The 24,652-nt window shown below is 68.8% G+C and carries 28 protein-coding genes, 1 tRNA gene and 1 other RNA gene; 9 read left to right on the top strand and 21 right to left on the bottom strand.

The window, feature by feature from the left end; all coding sequences use genetic code 11:
* Window positions 1-238: 238 nt before the first annotated feature.
* From VK682_RS06395 to ffs, 6 genes are all read left to right on the top strand, one after another.
* Window positions 239-853, top strand: coding sequence for a histidine phosphatase family protein (locus VK682_RS06395; RefSeq protein ID WP_324781578.1), 615 nt, complete (start codon window positions 239-241; stop codon window positions 851-853).
* On the top strand, window positions 850-1,548 hold the full coding sequence (locus VK682_RS06390) for an HAD family hydrolase (protein ID WP_324781577.1): 699 nt from the start codon (window positions 850-852) through the stop codon (window positions 1,546-1,548). The genes VK682_RS06395 and VK682_RS06390 overlap by 4 nt, the downstream gene beginning before the upstream one ends.
* A 133-nt stretch (window positions 1,549-1,681) precedes the next feature.
* Window positions 1,682-2,686, top strand: coding sequence for an ABC transporter substrate-binding protein (locus VK682_RS06385; protein WP_324781576.1), 1,005 nt, complete (start codon window positions 1,682-1,684; stop codon window positions 2,684-2,686).
* Between the two features lie 53 nt (window positions 2,687-2,739).
* The gene (locus tag VK682_RS06380) at window positions 2,740-3,528 is read left to right on the top strand and encodes an ABC transporter ATP-binding protein (RefSeq protein WP_324781575.1); all 789 of its coding nucleotides are present in this window, start codon (window positions 2,740-2,742) and stop codon (window positions 3,526-3,528) included.
* Window positions 3,529-3,637: 109 nt separating this feature from the next.
* Complete coding sequence (locus VK682_RS06375; protein WP_089843091.1) at window positions 3,638-4,399, top strand: ABC transporter permease; 762 nt, start codon at window positions 3,638-3,640, stop codon at window positions 4,397-4,399.
* Window positions 4,400-4,443: 44 nt separating this feature from the next.
* An RNA gene (gene ffs / locus VK682_RS06370) (signal recognition particle sRNA small type) lies at window positions 4,444-4,542 on the top strand.
* Between the two features lie 274 nt (window positions 4,543-4,816).
* On the opposite strand, the gene VK682_RS06365 is transcribed toward ffs, so the two are convergent.
* Window positions 4,817-6,079 (bottom strand): MFS transporter, encoded by a 1,263-nt coding sequence (locus tag VK682_RS06365; protein ID WP_089843094.1) that lies wholly within the window; start codon window positions 6,077-6,079, stop codon window positions 4,817-4,819.
* A 546-nt stretch (window positions 6,080-6,625) separates the two neighbouring features.
* On the opposite strand from VK682_RS06365, the gene VK682_RS06360 reads away from it, so the two are divergent.
* Window positions 6,626-8,077: a sensor histidine kinase gene (locus VK682_RS06360; RefSeq protein WP_230795833.1), complete on the top strand. Its 1,452-nt coding sequence runs from the start codon at window positions 6,626-6,628 to the stop codon at window positions 8,075-8,077.
* A gap of 155 nt (window positions 8,078-8,232) precedes the next feature.
* Here VK682_RS06360 and VK682_RS06355 read toward each other — a convergent pair whose 3' ends face one another.
* Genes VK682_RS06355 through VK682_RS06345 form a run of 3 tightly spaced genes read right to left on the bottom strand, consistent with a single transcriptional unit; the run spans window position 8,233 to window position 10,243 of the window.
* Complete coding sequence (locus VK682_RS06355; protein ID WP_089843100.1) at window positions 8,233-9,021, bottom strand: metal ABC transporter permease; 789 nt, start codon at window positions 9,019-9,021, stop codon at window positions 8,233-8,235.
* Window positions 9,021-9,767, bottom strand: a complete 747-nt coding sequence (locus tag VK682_RS06350; RefSeq protein ID WP_089844044.1) for an ATP-binding cassette domain-containing protein — start codon at window positions 9,765-9,767, stop codon at window positions 9,021-9,023. Before VK682_RS06350 ends, VK682_RS06355 begins: the two co-directional genes overlap by 1 nt.
* Complete coding sequence (locus VK682_RS06345) at window positions 9,758-10,243, bottom strand: transcriptional repressor (protein WP_230795834.1); 486 nt, start codon at window positions 10,241-10,243, stop codon at window positions 9,758-9,760. The genes VK682_RS06350 and VK682_RS06345 overlap by 10 nt, the downstream gene beginning before the upstream one ends.
* A gap of 94 nt (window positions 10,244-10,337) precedes the next feature.
* On the opposite strand from VK682_RS06345, the gene VK682_RS06340 reads away from it, so the two are divergent.
* Window positions 10,338-11,336, top strand: coding sequence for a zinc ABC transporter substrate-binding protein (locus VK682_RS06340; RefSeq protein ID WP_230795835.1), 999 nt, complete (start codon window positions 10,338-10,340; stop codon window positions 11,334-11,336).
* 379 nt (window positions 11,337-11,715) lie between these two features.
* On the opposite strand, the gene VK682_RS06335 is transcribed toward VK682_RS06340, so the two are convergent.
* From VK682_RS06335 to VK682_RS06255, 17 genes are all read right to left on the bottom strand, one after another.
* A complete protein-coding gene (locus VK682_RS06335; RefSeq protein WP_230795836.1) occupies window positions 11,716-12,495 on the bottom strand; it encodes a LamB/YcsF family protein in 780 nt (259 codons plus the stop codon).
* 12 nt (window positions 12,496-12,507) lie between these two features.
* Window positions 12,508-13,521, bottom strand: a complete 1,014-nt coding sequence (locus VK682_RS06330; RefSeq protein WP_230795838.1) for a 5-oxoprolinase subunit C family protein — start codon at window positions 13,519-13,521, stop codon at window positions 12,508-12,510.
* On the bottom strand, window positions 13,518-14,252 hold the full coding sequence (locus tag VK682_RS06325) for a 5-oxoprolinase subunit B family protein (RefSeq protein WP_230795839.1): 735 nt from the start codon (window positions 14,250-14,252) through the stop codon (window positions 13,518-13,520). Before VK682_RS06325 ends, VK682_RS06330 begins: the two co-directional genes overlap by 4 nt.
* A gap of 82 nt (window positions 14,253-14,334) precedes the next feature.
* Complete coding sequence (locus VK682_RS06320; RefSeq protein WP_089843119.1) at window positions 14,335-15,591, bottom strand: aminotransferase class V-fold PLP-dependent enzyme; 1,257 nt, start codon at window positions 15,589-15,591, stop codon at window positions 14,335-14,337.
* 2 nt (window positions 15,592-15,593) lie between these two features.
* Window positions 15,594-15,803: a DNA gyrase inhibitor YacG gene (locus VK682_RS06315; RefSeq protein WP_089843122.1), complete on the bottom strand. Its 210-nt coding sequence runs from the start codon at window positions 15,801-15,803 to the stop codon at window positions 15,594-15,596.
* The gene (locus VK682_RS06310) at window positions 15,800-16,828 is read right to left on the bottom strand and encodes a ribonuclease E/G (RefSeq protein ID WP_089843124.1); all 1,029 of its coding nucleotides are present in this window, start codon (window positions 16,826-16,828) and stop codon (window positions 15,800-15,802) included. Before VK682_RS06310 ends, VK682_RS06315 begins: the two co-directional genes overlap by 4 nt.
* Window positions 16,825-17,406: a Maf family protein gene (locus VK682_RS06305; RefSeq protein WP_230795840.1), complete on the bottom strand. Its 582-nt coding sequence runs from the start codon at window positions 17,404-17,406 to the stop codon at window positions 16,825-16,827. Before VK682_RS06305 ends, VK682_RS06310 begins: the two co-directional genes overlap by 4 nt.
* A gap of 87 nt (window positions 17,407-17,493) precedes the next feature.
* On the bottom strand, window positions 17,494-17,712 hold the full coding sequence (gene infA / locus VK682_RS06300; RefSeq protein ID WP_005978431.1) for a translation initiation factor IF-1: 219 nt from the start codon (window positions 17,710-17,712) through the stop codon (window positions 17,494-17,496).
* 105 nt (window positions 17,713-17,817) lie between these two features.
* The gene (locus VK682_RS06295) at window positions 17,818-18,702 is read right to left on the bottom strand and encodes a carbon-nitrogen hydrolase family protein (protein WP_230795841.1); all 885 of its coding nucleotides are present in this window, start codon (window positions 18,700-18,702) and stop codon (window positions 17,818-17,820) included.
* 168 nt (window positions 18,703-18,870) lie between these two features.
* Complete coding sequence (locus tag VK682_RS06290; RefSeq protein WP_324781574.1) at window positions 18,871-19,479, bottom strand: GNAT family N-acetyltransferase; 609 nt, start codon at window positions 19,477-19,479, stop codon at window positions 18,871-18,873.
* Complete coding sequence (locus VK682_RS06285) at window positions 19,476-19,874, bottom strand: ketosteroid isomerase-related protein (RefSeq protein ID WP_230795843.1); 399 nt, start codon at window positions 19,872-19,874, stop codon at window positions 19,476-19,478. Before VK682_RS06285 ends, VK682_RS06290 begins: the two co-directional genes overlap by 4 nt.
* Window positions 19,871-20,317: an arsenate-mycothiol transferase ArsC gene (locus VK682_RS06280; protein WP_089843142.1), complete on the bottom strand. Its 447-nt coding sequence runs from the start codon at window positions 20,315-20,317 to the stop codon at window positions 19,871-19,873. Before VK682_RS06280 ends, VK682_RS06285 begins: the two co-directional genes overlap by 4 nt.
* A 3-nt stretch (window positions 20,318-20,320) precedes the next feature.
* Window positions 20,321-20,800, bottom strand: coding sequence for a UPF0262 family protein (locus tag VK682_RS06275; protein WP_089843145.1), 480 nt, complete (start codon window positions 20,798-20,800; stop codon window positions 20,321-20,323).
* A gap of 101 nt (window positions 20,801-20,901) precedes the next feature.
* Window positions 20,902-22,203: a histidinol dehydrogenase gene (hisD, locus tag VK682_RS06270; RefSeq protein ID WP_230795844.1), complete on the bottom strand. Its 1,302-nt coding sequence runs from the start codon at window positions 22,201-22,203 to the stop codon at window positions 20,902-20,904.
* A gap of 203 nt (window positions 22,204-22,406) precedes the next feature.
* Window positions 22,407-22,874: a DUF2948 family protein gene (locus VK682_RS06265; protein WP_230795845.1), complete on the bottom strand. Its 468-nt coding sequence runs from the start codon at window positions 22,872-22,874 to the stop codon at window positions 22,407-22,409.
* The gene (gene murA, locus VK682_RS06260; RefSeq protein WP_230795847.1) at window positions 22,871-24,142 is read right to left on the bottom strand and encodes a UDP-N-acetylglucosamine 1-carboxyvinyltransferase; all 1,272 of its coding nucleotides are present in this window, start codon (window positions 24,140-24,142) and stop codon (window positions 22,871-22,873) included. The genes VK682_RS06265 and murA overlap by 4 nt, the downstream gene beginning before the upstream one ends.
* A 3-nt stretch (window positions 24,143-24,145) precedes the next feature.
* A complete protein-coding gene (locus VK682_RS06255) occupies window positions 24,146-24,307 on the bottom strand; it encodes a hypothetical protein (RefSeq protein WP_165616716.1) in 162 nt (53 codons plus the stop codon).
* Between the two features lie 209 nt (window positions 24,308-24,516).
* Between VK682_RS06255 and VK682_RS06250 the strand changes: the two genes are divergently transcribed.
* Window positions 24,517-24,591: transfer RNA gene (locus tag VK682_RS06250), tRNA-Thr, on the top strand.
* Window positions 24,592-24,652 lie beyond the last annotated feature (61 nt).

Raw genomic sequence — 24,652 nt, 5'->3', positions numbered from 1 at the left:
CGCTGCCCCTCGCGCTCCCCGGGATATTTATCCCAAGAAGAAGAGGCGGACCTTCTTCTTGGCAAAAATATCCCCGCCGGAGGCTCCGGCGCTGGCGAGGCAGAGCGTCCGCCGCCCGTTGCGCGCCACGGCCAAGCCTGATCTGATAAGCCCGCATCTGATGTGGAGATCTGCGATGACCCCCCGCCCGACCCGTTTCCCGCGCGATCCCGCGCGCCTCTGGCGCCAGAGCTGAGCCATGGCGCGTCTGCTCTATCTCAGCCACCCGCAGGTGCGCATTGATCCCGCGCAGGACGTCCCGTCATGGTCGCTTAGCCCGGAGGGGGCGGCGCGGGTTGCTGCGCTGGCGGCACGCGGCGCGCTGGCGGGCATCACCCGGGTTGTGTCCAGCGCGGAGGTCAAGGCGCTGGAGACGGCGCGCCCGCTGGCCGCCAGCCTCGGCTGCACCGTCGAGATCCGCCCCCGCATGCACGAGAACGACCGCAGCGCCACCGGCTTCCTGCCGCCTGCGGAGTTCGAAGCCGTGGCCGACCGGTTCTTCGCCGAGCCGCAGACCAGCGTGCGCGGCTGGGAGACTGCCGCCGCCGCGCAGGCCCGGATCCTGTCGGAGGTGGCCGCCTGCCTGAGCGACGAGACCTGCGGCGACGTGCTCTTCGTCGGCCATGGCGGGGTCGGCACCCTGCTGCTCTGCGCGCTGCTGGGGGTGCCGATCAGCCGCGCCTATGATCAGGGCCCCGGCGGCGGCGGCAATGTCTTTGCCTTCCGCTGGCAGCCCCGGCAGGCCCTGTCGCGCTGGCAGCCGATGGAAACGCTCGCCGCCCCCTCTGCCGCATCCCAAGAGGCCCCGGCATGACCGCACTGCCATTCGCCGCCGTGATCTTCGATCTGGACGGAACGCTGGTCGACAGCGAACGTCTTGCGCTGGAGGCGGGGCGGCGCGCCTTCCGGCGCTTCGGCGTGACCGTGACCCCCGGCTTTCTGGAGGGGCTGATCGGGCGCGACCGGGAGACCGTCGCGCAGGTCTTTGCCGCGCAATATGGCGATCTGGACCAGAGCGCGCTGAACGCGGCCATCCGCGCCGAATCCGCCGCGCTGCGCCGGACCGAAGGCGCGCCGCTGAAGCCCTTCGCGCGCGAGCTGGTGGCGGAGATCGCAGCCCTTGGCCTGCCCATGGCCGTGGCCACCAGTTCCGGCCGCGCCGCCGCAGAGGCAAAGCTGGCGCGGGCCGGGCTGCGCGCCGCCTTCCGGGTGCTGGTCTCCGCCGACTGCGTGCACCGGCCCAAGCCCGCGCCCGAGCCCTATCTGCTGGCCGCCGCGCGGCTCGGGCATCCGCCCGCCCGCTGCCTTGCCTTCGAGGACAGCGATACCGGCGCCGAGGCCGCACATGCGGCGGGGATGCGCGTGGTGCAGGTGCCCGATCTTGTGCCCGGATCCGGACGCCATGCGCATCACATGGCCGTCGATCTGCGCGCGGGGGCGCAGGCGGCGGGGCTTCTGCCGTCGCGGGATGCACCTTCTGCCCAGCCTGCAGGCACATCTCCCGAATGATGCACAAAACTCGGGCGCATGTCATGTCTCAATGCTGGACTTCGCCACATTTCCGGGCATTCTGGTGCCAGCCATGACACACCCGCCGCAAAACACGGCGGAAATTCCGCCCCAACAGGGAGACACCCGCAGCATGACCCCCCGCGCCCTCGTTCTGGCCACCGGGCTTCTGGCCGCCGCCTCGGCGGCTCAGGCCCAGACCGCCCTGCCCTTCGCGCTCGACTGGAAATTCGAAGGCCCCGCCGCCCCCTATTTTGTCGCCATCGACAACGGTCATTTCGCCGAAGCCGGGCTGGAGGTCGAGGTGACCGCCGGTCAGGGCTCGCTGGACGCGATCCCCAAAGTGGCCACCGGCGCCTTTCCCGTGGGCTTTGCCGACATCAACTCGCTCATCAAGTTCCTTGACCAGAACCCCGGCGCCCCGGTCATCGGCGTGATGATGATCTACGACAAGCCGCCCTTCGCCATCATCGGGCGCAAATCGCTGGGCATCGAGACGCCGAAGGATCTGGAGGGCAAGGTGCTGGGCGCCCCGCCGCCCGACGGCGCATGGGCGCAGTTCCCGATCTTTGCCGCCGAAAACGAGCTTGATACCACAGCCATCACCATCGAGCCGGTGGGCTTCCCCACCCGCGAACCGATGCTGGCCGAAGGCAAGGTGGCCGCGATCACCGGCTTCTCCTTCACCTCCTATCTCAACACCGCCCGGCTGGGCGTCGAGGAATCCGACCTCACCACCCTGCTCATGGCCGATTACGGCGTCGATCTTTACGGCAATGCCATCATCGCCAATACCGACTGGGCCGAGGCCAATCCCGAGCTGCTGAAAAGCTTCCTCGCCGCCGTGGCGGCAGGCTGGAAGGACACCGTGGCCGATCCCGCCACGGCGGTGGAAAGCCTCGTGTCGCGCAACCCGGCCTCGGATTCGGAGCTGGAACTGCGGCGGCTGGAACTGGCGCTGGAGGCCAATGTGGTCACCGACTGGACCAGCGCCAACGGCTTCGGGCTCATCGACGAGGCGCGGATGGACAGCGCGGTCGAACAGATCAAGCTGACCTACGAGTTCCAGAACGCCCCCGACGCCGCGCTCTATTTCACCGAAAGCTACCTGCCCGAGGCAGGTTTTCCGCTGCAGTGACCCCCACGCCGGGGGAGGGTCCGCCCTCCCCCGCTGCCCTGCCAGAGACCACCATGACCCATCTGATCGAGATCACCGGCGTGCGCCACGCCTACAGGACCGCCAAGGGCCCGCTGCCGGTGCTGGACGGGCTTGACCTTGCCGTGCCCGAAGGCGGCTTCACCGCCGTGGTCGGCCCCTCCGGCTGCGGCAAATCCACCCTGACCAAGCTGGTGGCGGGGCTGCTGATCCCCGATCACGGCGAGGTGCGGCTGCATGGCAGCCCCGTCACCTCGCCGCGCGCCACCGTGGGCATGGCCTTCCAGAACCCGGTGCTGCTGGAATGGCGCAGCATCCTGAAAAACGTGCTGCTGCCGCTGGAAATCGTGCCCACCGATCTCAGCAAGTCGCAGCAGGAGGACCGCGCCCGCCACCTGCTGAGCCTTGTCGGGCTCGAAGGCTTCGAGGACAAGCGCCCTTCGGAACTCTCCGGCGGCATGCGGCAGCGCGCCTCGCTCTGCCGCGCGCTGGTGCACCAGCCCGAGGTGCTGATCCTCGACGAACCCTTCGGCGCGCTCGATGCCTTCACCCGCGAGGATCTGTGGCAGATCATGCACCAGCTCAAGGCGAAGGAACCTTTCACCGGCGTGCTCATCACCCATGACCTGCGCGAGGCGATCTATCTCGCCGATCAGGTGGTGGTGCTGTCGGGCCGCCCCGCCCGCACGCAGTACACGCTGGACCTGCCGCAGCAGGGCCCGCGCGACATCGCGCATCTTTATACCGCAGAGGCCGCGGAGCAGCTCGCCATCCTGCGCCACCAGATCGAGATCGCCCAAGGGCGCAGCCCCGCCGCCGCCTGACCCGCCGCCCGGATCTTCCGGGTTTCCATTGGCCAGAAATATCCCGGGGGAACGCGCCCCCGGCGCGTGGGGGCAGAGCCCCCGTCTCCCCCAGCAGCCGAGCCCGCCCATGACATTCCGCCAGATCGCCGTCCCCACCGCCGCCATGCTGATCTTCCTGCTGCTGTGGGAGGCGCTGGTCTGGATCATGGGCTGGCCCAATTACAAGATGGCCTCGCCCTCCGACCTCGTTCCCGCCTTCGAGCGCTACTGGCCGCTGTTCCTGACCATGGGCTGGCAGACGCTGTGGCGCACCGTGGCAGGGCTGGTGCTGGCGGTGATCTTCGGCACGGCCCTTGGCATGATCATGGGCTTTTCCCGCACCATGCGCGACGCGCTCTACCCGCTGCTGGTGGGCTTCAACGCCATCCCCAAGGCCACCGTGGTGCCGATCGTGGCGCTGATGTTCGTGGGGATGCACGATTTCAACACCGTGCTCATCGCCTTCATGATCTCGTTCTTTCCCATCGCGGTCTCGGTCTCCATCGGCCTCTCGACGCTGGAGCCGGAATATCGCGACATCCTGCGCAGCCTTGGCGCCAGCCAGACCACCATCTTCCGCAAGATCGCCCTGCCCAAGACCCTGCCGGAATTTTTCGGCGCGCTGAAGGTCTCGGTGACGCTGGCCTTCATCGGCACCAACCTGATGGAGATCGTCTCGCCGCATGGCCGCGGCCTTGGCGCGCTGTTTGACAGCGGCAAGACCAATTCCGACTATCCGCTGATGTTCGCCGTGCTCATCGCCTTGGCCTTCCTTGGCATCGTGCTCTATTACATCGTGGTCGCGCTGGAAAAAATCTTTGCGGGCTGGGCGGATCGCGCCCCCGGCTGAGACAGGGGGTTGCACATCGCCCGCGTGACGACTAGATGACGCCTTGAGAGGTTGGCGCGGGCAGGCGCCTCGCCAACCCGGTCAGGTCCGGAAGGAAGCAGCCGTAACGAGCCCCGCTTGGGTCGTTGTCCAGCCTCTCACCTTACCTCCCCCTCATGCGCTCGAGATGAACCACAGCCCGTGCTCCTTCCGAGGCAGGGTGCCGAGCGGAGGGTTTCTGCCGCCCCGCGGGCGGCTCCGGCTTCGGCCTGCGCCGTTGCCCGAACCGCGCGTCAGCCCTTTGTCACCCCGTCCTTCGAGGCCAGGATGCGGCCCTGCCTGCCGCTCGCGGCCCCGCGGGCAAGGAGGGCAGCCGCCGCGAAGCGCGGCAGAAAACGGTCCATCGTCTGCACGAAGCGACCGGTTTCGGCCTGCCCTCTACCGTGCCGCGTCTGTTCCGGAGGCCTCGGCGTTTTCCACCGCCCATTCCCCTGCCGCCTCAACCGCGACGGGCGATGCCGTGGGGAGCACGTTGAGGTAGCTGTCGGTGTCCTCCGCCGAGGCGACCGCCCGCTGTGTCATGCGGTAAAGCGCATAAAGCGCGATCCCCAGAAAGGTCACCGCAAGCACCAGCCAGAAGGCCTGCGGGGCAAGGCGCTGCATCGCCCAGCCGGTGACAAGCGGACCGGCAATCGCCCCCAGCCCGAAGGTGAAGACCAGCCCGCCGGAGGCCGCAGGCATGTCCGCGGCAGGAAGAGAATCGTTGGTATAGGCCAGCAGCAGCGCATAGAGCGGCGTCGTGACGCCCCCCGCAAGAAAGGCTGCGGTCATCAGCGGCCAGAGCCCGCTGCCGGTCACCCCTCCCATCGCGCAGGAGGCAGCGCCCAGAACCGCCAGACCAAAGATCAGCCTGCGCCGGTCCATCCGGTCCGACAGCCAGCCGATGGGATATTGCAGCACCAGCGCGCCTGCGAACAGCATCGCGATAAATAGGGCGATCTGCGACGCGGAGAGGCCGATCTGGGTGCCAAAGACCGCGCCCATGCCGGATTGCGTGGCATAGACGCTGCCCAGCAGGAAGATCCCCACCGTGCCGAGCGGCGAGCCCTGAAACAGGCGGCGCAGCGGCATCGGGCGCGCGACCTCCACCACCGGAACCACCGCGACGGACAGCAGGATCGGCGCGAAGGAGACCGAGACGAGAATGGACGCGCAGATAAACAGCACCGATGTTGCCGGATCGCCCAGGGTCAGCAGCCCCTGCGCGCCGATGATCCCCAGCGTCTGCGCGATCATGTAGGCCGACAGCAGCTTTCCCCGGGTCTGATTGGTGGCCGCGGCATTCAGCCAGCTTTCGGCTGACACATAGATGCCGGACATGCAGAACCCCACGAGAACCCGCAGCACGGTCCAGGCCCAGGGCTCTGCCAGAAGCGGCAGCGCGATCAGCGCCGCCGACATGAAGCTGCCAAGCGCCGCGAACACCCGCACATGACCCACGCGCTGGATCATCAGCGGCGTAAGCCGCGCTCCCGACAGGAAGCCCAGAAAATAGCCCGAGGTCACCACCGCCAGCGCGGTCGAGGAAAACCCCTCGAGCCCGCCGCGCAGACCGATCAGCGTAAAATGCATGCCGTTGCCGAGCATGATCAGCACCACGCCAAGCAGCAGGGCCCAGACCCCTGAAAGCACCTTGATCATCCCCTGCCCTTTTCGACCTGCGGCCTCGTCCACTGCCCGTCAGGCTAATAGGACGGGCCCGTTCTGCTCTTGCAGCAACGCCGTCTGATCCTCCGTTTGCGACAGGCGACACGGGCGCCGAGGCTGGCAACGATCTGGCCCCCGCCCCTTCCCCGACCCGGAAGCGGGGCTTTGACGGGTGATCGCGCCGTGCGCGAGACTGCACCTTTGGGCTGGTGACGTCGAAACGTCATCACGCCAGAACGATGATGCCTTCGCGGCGCGCAGGCAGCCGCCCTTCGCCGCGCACGCCAAGCCCCGTTCAGCGGATCACCTGCCGCGCGGCACGCGCGGGCAGGATGGCTGTGGCCTTGCTGTGCCCGGCCAAGCCTCATATGCTGCCGGGAAAGGCTGGGTCGACTTTCGCTGGACGCTGGATGAGCTGCGGAGATGGGGTCAGGCAGGCTCGCCCGACTTACGCGCCCGTGGCACCCGCGTCTTGGGGTTGGCTTCCCGGCCCATGGTCAACTATTGCGGCTTACATGTGAACATGCGCGCGGAGCGGACATGGCTGAACTGTCGGAAAATCTGGACGCTGAGGCTCTGCGCAACGCGGTGTTCGAGGCGGCGCCGCATGGCTATCTGATCCTTGACCCCGACTTCACCATCATCGACGTCAACCAGCAGTATCTGGACCTGACACGGACCCGGTGGGAGGATCTGGTCGGCGTCGCGATATTCGAGGCGTTTCCGGACAATCCCGATGATCCGAACGCCGATGGCGTGCGCAACCTGCGCGCCTCGCTGGAGACGGCGCGCACGACGGGCCGCACCCATGCCATGGCGGTGCAGAAATATGACATCCCGCTCCGCGAGCCGGGGGGCGGCTTCGAGGAGCGTTACTGGAAGCCGCTGAACACGCCGATCCTGCGCGACGGCAAGGTCGTGGCGCTGATCCACCATGTCCGCGATGTCACCGAGGAGACGCTGTTCCGCCGCGATCAGGCGATCCGCCTGCGGTCGGCCCAGCGGCTCAACGATCTTGCTTTCTGGGAATACGACCCCAGCACCGAGACCATCTACGTCTCGCGGGCCTTCGCCATCATGCTGGGCCTTCCGGAACGCGAGGGCACGCTGCCGGCGCCGGTCATCTTTGCCTTGGTCCACGCTCAGGACCGGGACGAGTTTCACGCCGCCTTCGAACAGGAAATGAACGCGCCGGAACATACCTCCGTGGCCCTTACGCACCGGCTGGTGCGGGAGGATGGCGCCACCCGGTGGCTGTCATCGCATGGGGAGCTTGTGCGGGATCACCGCGACGCGCTGCCCCGCTTCGTTGTCGTCAGCCTCGACATCACCGCCTCGAAGGAGCGCGAGGAAAAACTGGCGCAGACGCTGGAAGAACGGGACCGCCTACTGGCGCAGAAAGAAACGCTGTTGGGCGAGGTGAACCACCGCATCAAGAACAGCCTTCAGCTTGTGGCCAGCATCCTCAACACCGCCGCGCGCAGGGCCAGCAAGGGCGAAGTGCGCGAACGGCTCGAAGAGGCGGCGGCGCGGGTCCGCGCGGTCACCTCCGTGCACGAGATGCTTTACCGCTCGAACGAGGTGACGAGCGTCGCCTTCGGAGACTACCTGCGCGAGCTGTGCGGCAATCTTGCATCCGGCGATGCCGGGACAGCCGGTGTGGCCGTCCAGTGTGATCCGGCTGAGGTGAAACTGCCCGCGGACAAGGCGATCCCGCTCGCGCTGATCGTGAACGAACTGGCGACGAACGCGATCAAGCACGGGCTTTCAGGCGTTCCGAACGGGATCATCAAGGTCGCGACCCGTCTGGACGCTGGCGATCTGGTGCTGGAAGTCGCCGACAACGGCACCGGGAAGGCCGAAGGCGCCGAACAGGGTCTTGGCACACGCATCATCGACGGTCTGGTTGCGCAGCTTGGCGCCGCCATGCACACAAGCCCCGCGAAGCCCGGGTATCGCGTGGTCATCCGGGTGCCGCTCCAGACCAGATGAGCCTGCGCTGTCTGATCGCAAAGCACGGGGCCTTCGTCGCGCTTTCAGGGCCCTGCGCTGACCGGCCCCCTGCCTGACGTCAAAAGCGGCAAGGCCGCCCGCCGTCATCGGCACGCGAGTTCAAGATGCGCGGCACGGATAGGCCCGTGATCCGCTCAGCCGCGCAGCGCGCTTGCTGCGGCGGAGACGGCAAAGATCGCCGCCGCCACGCAGACCATCGACGGCCCGGCGGGCGTGTCGAACCACAGCGCCATCTGCAGCCCTGCAAGGGCCGAGACCGCACCGATCGCTGCCGCAAGCAGCGCCATCCGCTCCGGCGTGCGGGAAAACGGGCGGGCCGCGGCGGCGGGGATCAGCAGCATGGCCCCGATCAGCAGCACCCCCACCACCTTGATCGCCACCGCCACCGTCAGGGCCAGCGCCACGGTCAGGATGCGCTGCTCGCGCCGCGGATCAAGCCCGCTCGCCCATGCCAGATCCGGCGAGACGGTGGTGGTCAGCAGCGCCTGCCAGCGCCACACCATCAGCGCGCTGACCGCCAGCCCCCCGCCCCAGATCACCGCCAGATCGGCAGGCGTCACCGCAAGGATGTCGCCAAACAGATAGGCCGACAGGTCAAGCCGCGCGCCCGGCACGAAGGTGATCGCCACCAGCCCCACCGCCAGCGCGCCATGCGCCAGCACCCCCAGCACGGTGTCCAGCGCCAGCCCCCGCTCGCTCAGCGTGCCGACCAGCAGCGCCATCAGCAGCGCCACCGCCAGCGTGCCCGCAAAGACCGGCAGGGACAGCGCCAGCGCCAGCGCCACGCCCAGAATCGCGGCATGGGCCGTGGCATCGCCAAAATAGGCCATGCGCCGCCACGACACGAAACAGCCCAAGGGAGCGGCGGCCAGCGCCAGCCCCAGCCCCGCCAGCGCGGCGCGGACAAGAAAATCATCCAGCATCAGTGCACATGATCCGTATGGTCGTGGCTGTGGTCGTGATCGTGGCTATGGCTGTGCTCGTGCCGGTAAAGCGCCAGCGCGCCATGGGTGCCGGTGCCGAACAGCGCCCGGTATTCCGCCGCCTGCGCCACGGTTTCGGGATGACCCTGACAGCAGACATGGCCGTTCAGGCAGACCACGCGGTCAGAGGCGCTCATCACCACATGCAGCTCATGGCTGACCATGACCACGGCGCAGCCCAGCCGGGCGCGGATCTGTTCGATCTGCCGGTAAAACGCCGCCGATCCGGGCTGGTCCAGCCCCTGCGTCGGCTCGTCCAGCAGCAGAAGGTCAGGCCGCCCCAGCAGCGCCCGCGCCAGCAGCACGCGCTGGAACTGCCCGCCCGACAGGTCGGCCATGGGCCGGTCGGTCAGCGTGCCCGCCCCCGCCTCGTCCAGCGCCGCCTGCGCCTGCGCCGCCGCGATCCGCCGGGGCAGCGACAGGAACCGGCCCACGGTCAGCGGCAGCGTCGCGTCGATCTGCAGCTTCTGCGGCACATAGCCCAGACGCAGATCTGGCTTGCGGCGAATCTCTCCGGCCTCGGGGCGCAGCGCGCCGATCAGCGTGCGCAAGAGCGTCGACTTGCCGGATCCGTTGGGACCGACGATGGTCACGATCTCGCCGGGATCGACATGGAAATCCACGTCGCGCAGCACCACCTGCCCGGCCAGCGCCACCGTCATGCCTTTGGCCTCGATCAGCCGCACGGCTTGGCCTCGCGGCAGCGCGGGCACAGGCCCTCGGCCTCCACCACCACCCGCTCCAGCGCAAAATCAAGGCTCTCCGCCGCCGCGCGCACCGCATCGGTGATGGCGCGGGCGGGCATCTCCGCCACCGCCCCGCAGGCGCGGCACAGCAGGAAGGCGGGCTTGTGGCGCTCGCCGGGATGGGCGCAGGCGACAAAGGCGTTCAGCCGCTCGATCTTGTGGGCAAAGCCGTTGGAGACCAGAAAATCCAGCGCCCGATAGACGGTGGGCGGCTGCGCCGCCCGGCCTTCCTCGCGCATCACGTCCATCAGGTCATAGGCGCCCATGGCCCGGTGCTGGCGCAGCAGGATCTCCAGCACCCGGCGCCGCTGCGGCGTCAGCGACAGCCCATCGCGCGCGCAGACCTCCTCGGCGGAATGCAGCCCGTGGCTGCGGCACTGGTCGTGATCGTGGCGGGTGAAACCAAGCGGGTCCATGCGGCCTCCGTGTTTGGGGCTTGATATGTTATAGCAGGGGCGCTATCAAGCCCGGATCGTTACACTATAACATCACAACCCGAAAGAGGCTCCGATGCTGCGCTCCCTGCTTCCCGCCCTGCTGCTCTCCTCCACCGCCGCCCTCGCCGAGGTGCCGCGTGTCGCCACCGACATCGCACCGGTGCAGGGGCTGGTGGCCAGCGTCATGGGGGATCTGGGCACGCCCGCGCTGCTGGTCCCGCCCGGCGCCTCGCCGCATGACCACGCGCTCAAACCCTCCGAAGCGCGCGCCCTGCAGGAGGCGCAGCTGGTGGTCTGGATGGGCGAGGCGCTGAGCCCGGACATGGCGCGCAAGATCGACGCCATCGCGGGCGAGGCTGCGGCGCTGGCGCTGTTCGACCTGCCCGGCACCCGCCACCTTGCCACCCGCGAGGACGTGCTGTTCGGCGCCGCCGACACGCATGACGAGGATCATGACGCGCATGCGCATGACGACCACGCGGCGGAGGACGGCCACGAGGACCAAGGCCACGACGATCACGCCGCAGAGGATCACGGCCATGACCACGCCCATGGCGCCGACGACCCGCATGGCTGGCTTGATCCGCAGAATGCCCGGCTCTGGCTCGGGGCCATCGCCGAGGCGCTGGCAGAGGCCGATCCCGACCATGCCGACACCTACCGCGCCAATGCCGCAGCCGCCGAAGCCCGGCTTGACGAGGCCGTGACCAGCGCCCGCGCCACGCTCGACCCAGTGCAGGAGGCGCGCTTTGTCGTCTTCCACGACGCCTACCAGTATTTCGAACAGGCCTTCGGGCTGCAGGTTCTGGGGGCGCTCCGGCTGTCGGACGCCACCTCGCCGAGCCCGGCCCGGCTCGCCGCGCTGCGCGACGCGCTGGAGGCCGAAGGCGCCACCTGCATTTTCGCCGAACCGCAGTTCGACCCGCATCTGATCGAGACGGTCACCGCCTCCACCAGCCTGCCCGTGGCCGAGCTTGACCCGCTGGGCAGCACGCTTGCCCCCGGCGCCGATTTCTACCCCCGCCTGATCGAGGACATGGCGCAGCGCATCGCCACCTGCGCGCAGGGCTGACTGCGGCGTCCAGCGGCCACAAATATCCCGGGGGAGCCCCCGCAGGGGGCGGGGGCAGAGCCGCCGCTTTCCCCTTTTTGCCCGCCTCTGGCGGACGGGGGCAGAGCCCCCTCTTTCCCCTTCTTGCCCGCCTCTGGCGGACGGGGGCAGAGCCCCCTCTTTCCCCTTCTTGCCCGCCTCTGGCGGACGGGGGCAGAGCCCCCTCTTTCCCCTTCTTGCCCGCCTCTGGCGGACGGGGGCAGAGCCCCCTCTTTCCCCTTCTTGCCCGCCTCTGGCGGACGGGGGCAGAGCCCCCTCTTTCCCCTTTTGCCCGCCTTTGGCGGGCGGAGGCAGCGCCCCCTCTTCTCCCCTCAGCCCGCTCTGGCGGGCGGGCCCGTCCTCAGCCCGCGGCGCCGCGACGGCCCGCAAACGGCGCCAGCGTCACGCCCGCCGCCTCCAGCGCCGCGCGCACTGCGCGGGCGATCTGCAGGGCGGTGGCGCCATCGCCATGCAGGCAGATCGTGTCCACCGGCGCCGGGATCCGCGCGCCGCTTTCCGTGACGATGGCACCCGCCTGCACCATCTCCACCATGCGCCGCGCCGCAAGATCGGGATCGTGGATCACCGCCCCGGGCAGCGCCCGGTCCACCAGCGTCGCATCGTCGTTATAGGCGCGGTCGGCAAAGATCTCGCCCGCCCAGGCACAGCCCAGCCCCTCCACCGCGCGCTGCTGCGCGGTGGCGGCCAGCACCATGATGATGATGTCGGGATCGACGCGCAGCGCGCCCTCATAGGCGGCCCGAGCCAGCGCCTCGTCCTCGGCGCACATATTGGCCAGCGCCCCGTGCAGCTTCAGATGCCGCACCGAACCGCCCGCCGCGCGCGCCATGGCCTGCGCCGCCCCAAGCTGCCACGCCACCAGATTGCTCAGGCTTTCGCCCGCGATCTGCATCCGCCGCCGCCCGAAGCCCTGCAGGTCGGGAAAGCCCGGATGCGCGCCGATGCCGGTGCCCTGCGCCACCGCCACGCGCATGGTCTGCGCCATCACGTCCCAGTCCCCGGCATGGATGCCGCAGGCGATGTTGGCGGAGGTGATGACCTCCAGCAGCGCGGCATCCTGCCCCATGACCCAAGGGCCAAAGCTTTCGCCCATATCCGCGTTCAGATCGACGCTTGGCATGTCCTGCCCTCCTCAGTGATCGTGATGCTCGCCATTGGAAAATCCGCTGACCAGTTTCAGGCTCAGCAGGTCGCGCACCTCGGACGGGTGGCGGATCAGAGGCGCCACCTGCCCGCGCAGCCCCGCCATCTGCGCGCGATGCGCCACCTCCGCCGCCAGCGCCTCGTCGAGCGTCACGAAGCGGAACCGCAGATCCGCCCCGGCGGGCGCCTGCGCCACGCGCGGCAGATCGGCGGGAATGACCGTGCCCAGCCGGGGATAGCCGCCGGTGGTCTGGCATTCCGCCATCAGCACGAAGGGCGCGCCATCGCCGGTGATCTGGATGTCGCCCGGGGTGATGACCTCGGACACCACCGACAGCCCGCCCTCGACGCCAAAGCCCTCGCCTTCCGGCACCAGCTTCACGCCCATGCGGTTGGCGCGGGAATCGCGCACAAAGCGGGTCCGCCCCAGCCGGTCGCGCTGCTCTTCGGGGAAAAGCCCGGTCTGCAGGCTGGTCACAAGGCGCAGCAGCCCGCCGGAGAACCGGTCCTCCACGGCAAGCTTGCGCCCGGTCGGCCCGCCGCGATCCGGCCCCGCAGGCAGCACCTCGCCGGGCTCAAGCCGCGCGCCCAGCCCTGCGGTCAGATGCGCCGACTGCGCCCCCAGCACCATCGGCAGATCAAACCCGCCGCCAAGGCTCAGATAGCCGTAAACCCCCGCGGTCACCGGCCCCAGATCCAGCACCGCGCCCTTGGGCAGGGCATGCACCGCGTGCCAGACCACCGGCTGCCCGTCGATCTGCGCGCGCATCGGCGCCCCGGTCAGCGCGATGCGCAGATCCGACAGCGCCTCGAACCGGCCCCCGGCTCCGGCCATTTCCAGCGCGGCGCCCTGCGGCTGGTCCAGCAGCGCCGCCGCTTCGGCCAAGGCCTGCCGGTCCATGGCGCCGCCGCGCGACAGGCCCTGCCCGATCCAGCCGGGGCGGCCCGCATCCTGCACCGTCACCGCCGGGCCGACCGACAGCACCCGCAGCCCGCCGCTCATGACAGCACCTCCGACGTCACGCCGCCATCCGGATCGGCGGCAAGCCGGTCAAACTCCGTCTCGGACAGCGCGGGAAATTCCACCTCGTCCCCCGGCGCCAGCAGGAAGGGCCGGGCATGGCCCATGCGGAACAGCGGCGCTGCGGTCTGGCCCACATGGCGCCAGCCGGTGGGGGCGGTCACAGAAAAGATCACGAACTGCCGGATCGCCAGCACCAGCGCGCCCTTGGGCACCTTGGGGGTCAGCGCCTGCTGGCGGGGGATGTTCCAGACCGGCGGCAGCTCGCCCAGATAGGGCTGGCCGGGCGCAAACCCCAGCGCCGTAACCCGCACCCGCGCGCTCGACAGCGCCTCCACCGCCTGCGCCTCGGTCATGTCGGCGAGACCGGCGGCCTCCGCCAGCTGCGGGCCAAGCTGGCCGCCATAGGCGGTGGGGATGCGGTGCAGCCGCCGTCCCTGCGGCAGCGGCGCCTCGCGCCAGTCGCGCGAGGCCATCAGCGGGCGCAGCCGCGCCTCAAGGTCGGCATGAGACAGCGCCAGCGGATCGAAGCGCAGATAGGTCGACACCAGCGAGGAGGAAAGCTCGGTCACCCCCTCCCAGTCTTCGGCCTCAAGCGCGGCGCGAAAGGCAAGCGCGGCACGGTTGGCGGCCTCGTCCAGCCGGTCGCCAAAGCTGACCAGCAGGCCATCAATGCCGACGGTGCGCAACAGGGGGGAAGTTTCGGCGGTCATGGCGCGAACCTTGGCGCGCCCGCCGCGCGACCGCAACCGCCTTTTGGCACGCCCCGTCTCCGGGGGCGTGCCGGGCTGGCGGTCAGTCCAGAATGCGGGCCATGGCGGAGAGCAGCGCCGCCACCTCGGCTTCGGAATTGTAATGGCAGAAGGACACGCGCACGCAGTCGGCCTGCCCCAGCGGCGTCAGCACGTTGCCGGAGTAATGGTCCGCCTTGCGCGTATGCACCCGGATGCCTTCGTCCCGCAGCGCCGCCACGATCTCGGGCGAAGGGTGCCCCTCGGCATAGAAGCTGACCAGCCCTTCGCGCGCGGCATTGTCGATGCCGCCAACGATGGTGACGCCGGGCAGTTCGGCCAGCCCCTTGAGGTTGCCGGTGCCATGCAGCGCCACCTGACAGAGCCGCGCCTCCTGTTCGTGGATGGCGTGACCCGCCGCCACGATCAGCTCGCGCGGATCGGTGGCGTCGCTGACCTGACCGCCCAGCCATTCGAAATAGTCCACCACGTCCGAGAAGGTGGCATAGGCGCCGGTATCCCGCGTGCCCAGTTCCCACGTGCCCTTCGGCCCGTTCATCAGCGCGTTATGCGGCAGGGCCGACAGCCGGTCCGAGGCATAGGCGAGCCCGTAGCCATGGCGCGAAAACACCTTGTAGGGAGAGATCACATAGCCATCCACCCCTGCCGCGGTCAGGTCGATGCCGCCATGGCAGGCATGCTGGATGCCGTCCACGATGATATAGGCCTCGGGCGCCACGGCGCGGATCGCGGCGGCGATGGCGGCCAGATCCATGCTCATGCCGGTGACGGGCGAGGTGTGCAGGATGGTGGCCACGCGCACGTCCGGCGTGACGGCAGCGGCATAGGCTTCGGCGGTGACGAGCCCCGTGGCGTCGTCATGCGGGATCAGCACATGGCGCTTGCCCGCCACTTCGGACCAGCGGGCGGCGGCGCTGCGCGAGGCCGGGTGTTCGATGGTCGAGCCCAGCACCACCCCGCCTTCGGGCGCGCCAAGACAGGCATCGGCGATGAGCCGGAACAGCAGTTCGGTGCCGCTTTCGCCGACAAAGATCTGCCCGCCCTCGGGGGCGTTGAAAAAGCCGCGCGCGTCTTCCTTGGCCTTGGCGATGATCTCTCCCAAGGCGGCGGAAGCGGGATTGTCGCGGCCCTGATTGTCGGGGATCGCGGCAAAACGGGCCGAGGTTTCGGCCACCGCGCTGAGCGTCAGCGCGCCGCCCGCGTTTTCAAAGAAGATGCGCGGCCCGGTGAAGGGGCAGCTGTCCACATGGGCAAAGCGGGCGCGGATGGCGTCCAGAAGGCCGGGCGTGTCTGCAATCATGGTCAATGCCTTGTCTGCTTGGTCGGGGTGTCGGAGAGCCGGGAAAGTTCACGCTCCGCCGCTTCCAGCGCCTCTTCGACATCCTGCGGATCGGTCGAGGGCACGGCGTAGCTGCCCGACATCCAGCGCGCCAGATCCACATCGGCACAGCGCCCGGAACAGAAGGGACGGTATTTGGTCTCGGTCGGTTTGCCGCAGATCGGACAGCTCATCTCAGCACCTCGGTCAGGGGCACGCGGTCGCGCTTGCGCTGGATTTCCATCAGGCCCAGCTGGGTCCAGCCCGCAAGGATGGTTTCGGTCGCATCGGCCTTGAGCGCGGCGCGCAGCACCTGTTCCAGCGCGCGGCGGTCCTTTTTGGGCATGGGCGCCGGATCGACGATGACCTGTCCGCCCAGTCCGCGCAGCCGCAGCTGGCGCGGCAGTTCCTTCAGCGCGGCGGCATTGGCCTTGAGCCCCGCTGCGGGCGAGCTGTCGGCGCCGGTGTTCACATCCACCGCGACCAGCGCGCGGGTGGGTTCGATCCGCATCGACCCGCCGCCGGACAGCGGCACGTCGGGGCTTTGCAGCGTCTCGATCATGTCATGCACGCTGTGCCGGTCAAAGCTGCCGGGGCCCGCATCCAGATCGGCCTTTTCCCAGTCGCGCCACGCCAGCGCATGGGGGCTGTCGCCTTCGACCAGCGTTTCCGCCTCGCCGCTGGTGTCGGCCATGACCTGCGCGCAAAGCTGCGCCATGGCGGCGATGTCTTCGGCGATGTCGTCGGGATCGGCGCCGTCACAGGCCGACCGCAGGATCAGCCCGTCTTCGCCGGTCATCACCTCATGCGCGATTTCCAGAAGCTGGTCGCGCAGGTCGTCATCCTTGATCTGGCGCGACACGTTGAGCCCGGGCGCGCCGGGGGTGACGATGGCATAACGCGACTTGAACAGGATCCGCGTGGTCACCGGAATGGCCTTGCCCGGTTCGGCAAAGCCCGTGACCTGCACGAGGATCGGCTGGCCCGGCGCCAGCCCCTTGACCTGCCGCAGAAAGGCGGACCCGTCGGGGGTGCGCAGGAACATGCCGCCCTGCCCCTTCATCGGGCGTTCGGCCACGCCACGATAGATGGTGCCGGGGCGGGGGTGGTCGCTGTCGATCAGCAGATCCTGCAGCACGCCATCGACGATCAGGGCGGCGGCCTCGACCTGCTCCCCCTGCTGCGTCAGATGGTCCAGCGCGATGGTGCGGCCCTTCATGCGTCGGTCTCCCGGTAAAGCGGATAGCCTGCGGCGGCCAGAAGATGCGCGGTTTCCGCCAGAGGCAGTCCCATGACGGCGGGAAAGCTGCCGTTGATCCACGGGATGAAGGCGCCCGCAGGCCCCTGAATGCCGTAGCCGCCCGCCTTGCCCTGCCAGTCGCCGGTGGCGAGATAGGCGTTGAGTTCAAGGTTGGAGAGCAGTTTCATCTTCACCTGCGTGACCACGTCGCGTTCCCACAGACGGGATCCGCGCCGCACCGCCACGGCGGTGACGACCCGGTGACGACGGCCCGCAAGCGCGGTCAGAAACTCCGCCGCCTCGCCCGCGTCGCGCGGCTTGCCAAGGATGCGCCGCCCCAGCGCCACGGTGGTGTCAGCGGACAGGACGATGTCATCCTCCGCCGCCTCCACGGCCAGCGCCTTTTCCCGCGCGAGGCGGATGCAGTAGGGGCGGGGCAGTTCGCCCGGCATCGGATCTTCGTTGATGTCGGGCGGAAGGATGGCGTCTGCGGTCACGCCAAGCTGCGCGAGCAGGTCGCGCCGTCGCGGGCTGCCGGAGCCAAGAACAAGTTTCATAGGCGGCCCCCCGCGGTCTGTGCGCGGCCCGGACCCGGGCCGCCTCCGCTGACGGATCCCGCAGCCTGTGCCGGATCCGCGCGGAGCTTATTTGAAGCGATAGTTGATCCGGCCCTTGGTCAGATCATAGGGGGTCATTTCCACCTGAACCTTGTCGCCTGCAAGAACACGGATGCGGTTCTTGCGCATCTTGCCTGCCGTATGTGCGATGATCTCATGGCCGTTTTCAAGCTCGACCCGGAACGTCGCATTGGGCAGGAGTTCCTTCACGACACCGGGGAATTCGAGCGTGTCTTCCTTGGCCATGCTGTCTCCTAGACTTACCGTTCCGTGGCTATGACGGAACGCGATACGATATGCGCCCGAACGGTGCAATTTTCAAGGGTGCAATTGCAGGACGCTGAAACAGCGTCACCGCAGCGCCCGCAGCACTGCGGGGCCGTCGCGCCCGGACTGGTCGGTCCAATGGCTGCGGTTCAGCACCCCCCCATCGTCGCGGACCCGCGCGATGGCGTCAAGGTCCAGCGTCGCATAGGTCCAGCCGGGCTGGTCCAGCACCCCTTCGGCCAGCACGCCGGTGGCGGGAAACCCCCTGTCCGGTGGGCCGAACACGCCGCCCCGGCCCGAATTGGTGTCCACCGCCTCCGACCAGTCGCAGAGCCCCACGGTCGAGGACATGATGCTGACGCATTGCTGTTCCAGCGCCCGGGCCATGGCGCCGATGCGCACCCGGCTGTAGCCTGCCAGCGCCTCGGTGCAGGAGGGCACCAGCAGCAGCTCGGCCTCGCGCAGCGCATGGCCAAGCAGCGGATATTCCGAATCATAGCAGATCAGGATGCCGATGCGCCCCAGCGCGGTGTCGAAGACCTGCAGCGGGCCGCCCCCCACCACGTTCCAGTCCTCGCGTTCGAATCGGGTCATGATCTGTTTGTCCTGCGCGCCCATGGCGCCGCCGGGCGTGAAAAGCCGGGCGCGGTTCACCGGACGGGCCGAGATCGTGGCATCAAAGACCGGGGCGGAAGCGGCAAGGATATGCACCCCGTGCCGCGCCGCCAGATCGGCATGCAGCGCATCCGCCGCAGGCACCAGATCCGAGACGGCATGCAGCGACGCCTCCAGATCCGCCGCCGTGGCGGCGCCCGCCAGCGTGGCCAGTTCCATCGCGCCATATTCCGGGAAGACCAGCAGCTGCGCCCCCTGCCCCGCAGCCTCGGCGACCCAGGTGCCGAGCTTGTGCACATAGGCGTCCCAGTCCGCGAGCATGTCCATGGGATAGGCGGCGGTGGCGATTTTCATGGGCGTGGTCCTTTCCGGGAGCGGTGGTGTTGATGGGGGCTCTGCCTCGTCCGCCGGGGGCGGACTGACATGAAAGAGGGGGCTCTGCCCCCGTCCGCCACAGGCGGACTGACATGAAAGAGGGGGCTCTGCCCCCGTCCGCCGGGGGCGGACTCCCCCGGGATATTTTCAGCCAATGGAAACCGGGGGATCGCGCAGGTCGCGCAGCCAGAAGTTGAGGCGGTGGTCGCTCTGCGCGCTGTCGCCAAGATCGGTCCAGCGGAAGCTGGCTGCGACCCCCGGCAGCGGCGCGTAGCCGCGTCTGCGCCAGAACGGGTCGAGCGGGCGGTAACCTGCGGGCCGCGCCGGGTGACCGGCAGGGCGTTCGACGGCGCAGAAGGCGCTGTAGCGGCGGCCAAGCGCGCGGGCATGGGCCTCGCGCAGGTCGAAAAACCGGTGGCCGATGCCCTGACCGCGCGCCTCCGGCAGCAGCACCGATTCGGCGCAGTAGAAGATCTCTGCAAGCGGGAGGCCAGTCCCGGCGAAGGCCTGGGCGAAATCCTCCGCGTGGTCCTCCATCGGCGTGCCGGTGGCAGCCCCCATCAGCCGCGCGCCGTCGAAGGCGCCGACCAGCACCGCGCCGGGGCTGTCGCGATAGGTCTCCAGATAGCCGCGTTCGTACTCGAGATCCCCGTCATAGAGATAGGGGAAGTCGCGGAACACCGCGATGCGCAGCCGCGCCACATCCTCGAGCGCGGCGTCGAGCGCCGCGCCCGTCAGCACCCGCACCTCGGTCATGCGACCTGCCGCACCCAGTCGGCAAGGTTGTAATAGGTCACGACCCGGCTGATGCGCCCGTCCTTCAGCGTGAAGAACGAGCCCGCAGGCAGCCGGTAGGTCTGGCCGCGCGCCGGGGGCAGCCCCTCATCGGTCTGCAGATAGGTGCCGTTGACGATGTATTCGGCGGCGGCGCGGGTGCCGCCTTCGGCCTCGAACACCACCATGTCGGTGAGCGTCTCGTCATAGCTGCGGGTCATGTGGGCGCAGAATGCGGCGAATTTCTCGGTGCCGGTGCGCACCTCGCCTTCGTTGACGTGATGGGCCACCTCGGGATCGAGGCAGGCCAGCATGGCTGCCGTGTCCTTGGCGTTGAAAGCGTCGAAATAGCGCCGGATGATGTCGCTTGCTGTCATTGTCCCCCCCATCGGGCCTTGAGTTTGTCGTGAATCTGGTCGCGGGTCTGGCGATAGGCGTTGAGCTTGGTTTCCCGCGTTTCGCCAAGCCCGGTCGGATCCATGATCGGCCAGTATTCCACGGTCAAGTGATAGAACCGCGTCAGTTCCAGCGCCGCGCGCTGTGCGGCGGGCGACATGGCGACGATCAGGTCGAAGCCCGACAGGGTTTCTCCCATCTGCTCCATCTCCTCGAAGCTGCGGGCACGGTGCCGCGACAGCTCCACCCCGATCTCCTTGCAGACGGCGATGGCGAAGCCGTCGATTTCCAGATCGTTGACCACGCCCACCGACTGCACATAGGTGCCGGTGCCGTAGAATTTCTTCATGATCCCCTCGGCCATGGGCGAGCGCACGGCGTTGTGGTCACAGCAGAACAGCACCGATTGCGGCAGTTGCGGCAAGGCTCAGCCCCCGAAATGCAGCACGCAGATGAGGGTGAACAGCCGCCGGGCGGTGTCGGTATCCACCTCGGCCTTGCCCTCCAGCCGCTCCTGCAGGATGCGCGCGCCCTCGTTGTGGATGCCGCGCCGGGCCATGTCGATGGTCTCGATCTGGCTGGGGGCGGCGGTCTTGACCGCATCGAAATAGCTTTTGCAGATCTGGAAGTAATCCTTCACCACCTGCCGGAAGGGCGACAGCGACAGATGGAATTCCGCCGCCTTTTCCCCCGCCTCGGTGGCGATGTCGAAGACCAGCCGCTTCTCGCGGATGGCAAGCCCCAGCCGGTAGGGCCCGGCGGGCGCTGCCCGGTCCTCGCGCGCGGGCAGGATGAAGCGGTTGCGCTCCATCAGGTCGAACATGGCGACGCGGCGCTCCTGCTCGATCTCGGGCGTGGGCGCGGGCAGGTTGGCATCGTCGAGGTCAATATGGGCGATATGGCTCATGGCATCGTCCTTGCGCGGTTGCCCAGCAGTAGCGCGGCCCGCCCGCCCCCGCAATGCAGCGATGCGGTCCCGGCACCGGGCCGGGACCGCCGCTGCGGGGATCAGCCGTTCAGCTTGCGCAGCCGGGCCGTGACCGACAGCCCGTGCGCCTGCAGGCTTTCCGACCGCGCCAGCACCTCGGCGGCGGGGCCGATGGCGCGCAGGGCTGCGGGCGACATCTGCGCCAGCGTGGTGCGCTTGAGGAAATCCAGCACCGACAGCCCCGAGGAAAAGCGCGCCGAGCGCGCCGTGGGCAGCACATGGTTGGGGCCGCCCACGTAATCGCCGATGGCCTCCGGCGTCCATTGCCCCAGAAAGATCGCGCCCGCATGGCGGATCCGCGCCGCCAGCGCCTCGGAATCGGCCACGCACAGTTCCAGATGCTCGGGCGCCACCCGGTCCGACAGCGCCGCCGCCTCCGCCAGATCGCGGGTGACCACGATGGCGCCAAAATCGCGCCAGCTGGCCGCGGCGATGGCGCGCCGCTCCAGCACTTGCAGCAGACGCTCCACCTCGGCGGCCACGGCGCGGCCGAATTCCGCATCGGGCGTCAGCAGGATCGCCTGCGCGCTTTCGTCATGTTCGGCCTGGCTCAGCAGGTCAAGCGCGATGAATTCGGGATCGTTGTCGCCATCGGCGATGACCAGAATCTCCGACGGCCCCGCGATCATGTCGATCCCGACCTTGCCAAAGACCCGCCGCTTGGCCGCTGCCACAAAGGCATTGCCCGGGCCGGTGATCTTGTCCACCGGCGCCACGGTCTCGGTGCCATAGGCCAGCGCCGCGATGGCCTGCGCGCCGCCCATGCGGTAGATCTCGTCGACCCCGGCGATGCGCGCGGCCAGCAGCACCAGCGGGTTGACCACGCCATCGGGGGTGGGCACCGCGATGCAGAGCCGCTCCACCCCGGCGACCTTGGCGGGAATGGCGTTCATCAGCACCGAGGACGGGTAGCTGGCAAGCCCGCCCGGCACGTAAAGCCCCGCCGCCGCCACCGGCGTCCAGCGCCAGCCCAGCGTCGCACCATCCGGATCGGTCCAGCGCGCATTCTCGGGCATCTGGCGCACGTGATAGGCGCGGATCCGCTCCGCCGCCGTTTCCAGCGCCGCGCGCTCGGCGGCAGGCACCCGGGCGCATTCCTCCGCGATCTCCGCGGGCGTGAAGGCCAGCCGGTCGGCGGTCAGATCCAGCCGGTCAAAGCGCCGGGTCAGATCCAGCACCGCCGCATCGCCGCGCGCGCGCACGTCGGCGATGATCGCGGCGACCGTGTCGTCCACATCCGGGCTGTCCTCGCGCTTGGCGCCAAGAAGACGCGCAAAATCGATCTCGAAATCCGGCTCGCGCGTGTCAAGAAAGACGGGCATGAACACTTCCTTTCAGGGCTTTGGGCGGACATAGCGCCCCGCCGCCCCCGCCTCAAGCGCAAGAGCCGCGCGCCCCCGCTTCTTCTGACTGCAAATATCCCGGGGGAGTCGCCGCAGGCGACGGGGGCAGCGCCCCCTCTCTCCGGATCTGTCCGGGGCGGACGGGCGGGCAAAACCCCGACGCCCGACGCCTGCCGCGCCGCTCAGTCGGGATGGCGCGGCAGCTTGCCCGAGACGGCATTGTAAGGCCGGGTCACGTCGCGCAGGCGCAGTTCCAGCGCCTCCACCGTGGCGCGCAGCACCCCGTCGCCGGCCAGCGTGAAGATGACCGACCCCGCGCCGTCTTCGCCCGGCTCGAACCCCACCGACAGCAGCGACAGCACCGTGTCGCGCGCCTCGCGCTGGACACCCTGACTGGCCACGCCCAGCACATGCTCCACCACCAGCACCGCGCGCACCCGCTCGGGCGGCAGGCCTTCGGCGCCCTCCTCGCGGCGCAGCCGGTTCACCAGCAGCACCAGCCGCCGCTGCCGCCGCTCGAAGGACATGTCCGCCACCGTCAGCACCGAATCCTGCAGCAGCGCCGACAGCACCTGCAGATCCTCGGCATCCAGCGCGCCCAGATTCAGCGGCTGGCCGCCCGCATCCTCGAATCGTGCATCTCTGGTCACTCGCCCTTGATCCTTTCGATCTTTGCGCCCACGCCGCGCAGCTTGCGGACTACATGCTCATAGCCGCGATCCAGATGATAGACCCGGCTGACCACCGTCTCGCCCTCGGCGGCAAGCCCGGCAAGGATCAGCGACACGCTGGCCCGCAGATCGGTCGCCATCACCGGCGCGCCGCGCAGCGCCTCCACGCCGCGCACCCGGGCCGTGCCGCCATGCACGTCGATCCGCGCGCCCATGCGCATCAGTTCCGGCGCGTGCATGAAGCGGTTTTCAAAGATCTTCTCTTCCAGCACGCTGTCACCTTCGGCGGTGCAGAGCAGCGCCATCATCTGCGCCTGCAGGTCGGTGGGAAAGCCGGGGAACGGCTCCGTCACCACGTTCACCGCCCGCACCCGGCCATTCTTGCGCGCCACCTTCAGCCCGGTCGCGGTTTCCTCGACCGAGATCCCCGCCTCGTCCAGCTTTTCGCAGAAGGCCTGCAGCAGATCGATGCGCCCGCCCAGACATTCCACCTCGCCGCCGCAGATCGCCGGGGCCAGCATATAGGTGCCAAGCTCGATGCGGTCGGTGACCACGCGATGCGTGGCGCCGCCCAGCCGGTCCACACCCTCGATCTCGATCCGGGACGTGCCCTCGCCCTCGATCCGGGCGCCCATCTTGCGCAGGCACTGCGCCAGATCCACGATCTCCGGCTCGCGCGCGGCATTTTCCAGCACGGTTGTCCCGCGCGCCAGCACCGCCGCCATCAGCGCGTTTTCCGTGGCGCCCACCGACACCAGCGGAAAGCGCACGACGCCGCCGCGCAGCCCGCCCGCAGGCGCCTTGGCATGCACATAGCCGTCGCGCAGATCCATCTCGGCCCCCAGCGCCTCCATCGCCCGCAGATGCAGATCCACCGGACGCGCGCCGATGGCACAGCCGCCGGGCAGCGACACCTGCGCCTCGCCATGCCGCGCCAGCAGCGGCCCCAGCACCAGAATCGACGCGCGCATCTTGCGCACGATGTCATATTCGGCCCGGGTCGAGGTCAGCGCGTGGCTCGACAGCGCCAGCACCTGACCGTCGTTCAGCGCCTGCACCTCGGCGCCCAGCGACTGCAGCAGCAGCGTCATGGTGCGGATGTCCGACAGCCGCGGCGCGTTGGTCAGCGTCAGCGGCTCGTCCGACAGCAGCGTGGCGGGCATCAGTGTCAGGCAGGCGTTTTTTGCACCTGCGATGGGGATCTGCCCCGAGAGCGGACCGTTGCCCGTCACCAAAATGGAATCCATGCTTCAGCCGTCCTTTTCGCTGCTCTGCCCCGGAGCTGGTTTTTCTGTCCCGCCCCGCGCCTTGGCCTGCGCCTTGCGGCGCGCCAGATTCGCCTTGAGGGCGGCTTTGAGCCGGTCCTCCCGGGTTGGGGCGGGGGATTTGGGGGTGCCTGTCTTGCGCTCCATGTGCCTTCTTTAAACGAGGGACGAAAAACCGTCCAGATTGCGCTTGCACCCCCGGAACTTTGAGTCTAATCACCGCGCCACGCCAACCCGGCGCCCGGCGCTTCTACGAAGCAGCGCAGGGAATTCCGGGAAAGGCGATGAAAGCAAAGGCTTTTCCAGAGCCGCTTGATCCAGGGTCTTCTCTGGAGCAGCAATCTGGAGGGACATAGGCTGTGGTAGCTCAGTGGTAGAGCACACCCTTGGTAAGGGTGAGGTCGAGAGTTCAATCCTCTCTCACAGCACCATCCCCCTTCCTGTATCTCATTCATAATGCGGCACCTCTTGGCGCGCGCGTTGGTGCGCCCT

This window comes from Salipiger marinus, assembly GCF_035481585.1.
GTDB lineage: Bacteria > Pseudomonadota > Alphaproteobacteria > Rhodobacterales > Rhodobacteraceae > Salipiger > Salipiger marinus.
Note: the sequence above shows the minus strand (reverse complement) of the source record. Positions and strands in the feature narration are given on the sequence as shown.

What these genes read in the sequence shown, in the direction of transcription:
- VK682_RS06275 (WP_089843145.1), bottom strand. Translation starts at nt 20,800, where the DNA reads ATGAGCCATATCGCCCATATTGACCTCGACGATGCCAACCTGCCCGCG.
- VK682_RS06385 (WP_324781576.1), top strand. Translation starts at nt 1,682, where the DNA reads ATGACCCCCCGCGCCCTCGTTCTGGCCACCGGGCTTCTGGCCGCCGCC.
- VK682_RS06335 (WP_230795836.1), bottom strand. Translation starts at nt 12,495, where the DNA reads ATGCCAAGCGTCGATCTGAACGCGGATATGGGCGAAAGCTTTGGCCCT.
- infA (WP_005978431.1), bottom strand. Translation starts at nt 17,712, where the DNA reads ATGGCCAAGGAAGACACGCTCGAATTCCCCGGTGTCGTGAAGGAACTC.
- VK682_RS06340 (WP_230795835.1), top strand. Translation starts at nt 10,338, where the DNA reads ATGCTGCGCTCCCTGCTTCCCGCCCTGCTGCTCTCCTCCACCGCCGCC.
- VK682_RS06345 (WP_230795834.1), bottom strand. Translation starts at nt 10,243, where the DNA reads ATGGACCCGCTTGGTTTCACCCGCCACGATCACGACCAGTGCCGCAGC.
- VK682_RS06290 (WP_324781574.1), bottom strand. Translation starts at nt 19,479, where the DNA reads ATGACCGAGGTGCGGGTGCTGACGGGCGCGGCGCTCGACGCCGCGCTC.
- VK682_RS06365 (WP_089843094.1), bottom strand. Translation starts at nt 6,079, where the DNA reads ATGATCAAGGTGCTTTCAGGGGTCTGGGCCCTGCTGCTTGGCGTGGTG.
- VK682_RS06325 (WP_230795839.1), bottom strand. Translation starts at nt 14,252, where the DNA reads ATGACCGCCGAAACTTCCCCCCTGTTGCGCACCGTCGGCATTGATGGC.
- murA (WP_230795847.1), bottom strand. Translation starts at nt 24,142, where the DNA reads ATGGATTCCATTTTGGTGACGGGCAACGGTCCGCTCTCGGGGCAGATC.
- VK682_RS06330 (WP_230795838.1), bottom strand. Translation starts at nt 13,521, where the DNA reads ATGAGCGGCGGGCTGCGGGTGCTGTCGGTCGGCCCGGCGGTGACGGTG.
- VK682_RS06255 (WP_165616716.1), bottom strand. Translation starts at nt 24,307, where the DNA reads ATGGAGCGCAAGACAGGCACCCCCAAATCCCCCGCCCCAACCCGGGAG.
- VK682_RS06380 (WP_324781575.1), top strand. Translation starts at nt 2,740, where the DNA reads ATGACCCATCTGATCGAGATCACCGGCGTGCGCCACGCCTACAGGACC.
- VK682_RS06375 (WP_089843091.1), top strand. Translation starts at nt 3,638, where the DNA reads ATGACATTCCGCCAGATCGCCGTCCCCACCGCCGCCATGCTGATCTTC.
- VK682_RS06395 (WP_324781578.1), top strand. Translation starts at nt 239, where the DNA reads ATGGCGCGTCTGCTCTATCTCAGCCACCCGCAGGTGCGCATTGATCCC.
- VK682_RS06320 (WP_089843119.1), bottom strand. Translation starts at nt 15,591, where the DNA reads ATGATTGCAGACACGCCCGGCCTTCTGGACGCCATCCGCGCCCGCTTT.
- VK682_RS06295 (WP_230795841.1), bottom strand. Translation starts at nt 18,702, where the DNA reads ATGAAAATCGCCACCGCCGCCTATCCCATGGACATGCTCGCGGACTGG.
- VK682_RS06315 (WP_089843122.1), bottom strand. Translation starts at nt 15,803, where the DNA reads ATGAGCTGTCCGATCTGCGGCAAACCGACCGAGACCAAATACCGTCCC.
- VK682_RS06305 (WP_230795840.1), bottom strand. Translation starts at nt 17,406, where the DNA reads ATGAAACTTGTTCTTGGCTCCGGCAGCCCGCGACGGCGCGACCTGCTC.
- VK682_RS06355 (WP_089843100.1), bottom strand. Translation starts at nt 9,021, where the DNA reads ATGCTGGATGATTTTCTTGTCCGCGCCGCGCTGGCGGGGCTGGGGCTG.
- VK682_RS06390 (WP_324781577.1), top strand. Translation starts at nt 850, where the DNA reads ATGACCGCACTGCCATTCGCCGCCGTGATCTTCGATCTGGACGGAACG.
- VK682_RS06360 (WP_230795833.1), top strand. Translation starts at nt 6,626, where the DNA reads ATGGCTGAACTGTCGGAAAATCTGGACGCTGAGGCTCTGCGCAACGCG.
- VK682_RS06310 (WP_089843124.1), bottom strand. Translation starts at nt 16,828, where the DNA reads ATGAAGGGCCGCACCATCGCGCTGGACCATCTGACGCAGCAGGGGGAG.
- hisD (WP_230795844.1), bottom strand. Translation starts at nt 22,203, where the DNA reads ATGCCCGTCTTTCTTGACACGCGCGAGCCGGATTTCGAGATCGATTTT.
- VK682_RS06285 (WP_230795843.1), bottom strand. Translation starts at nt 19,874, where the DNA reads ATGACAGCAAGCGACATCATCCGGCGCTATTTCGACGCTTTCAACGCC.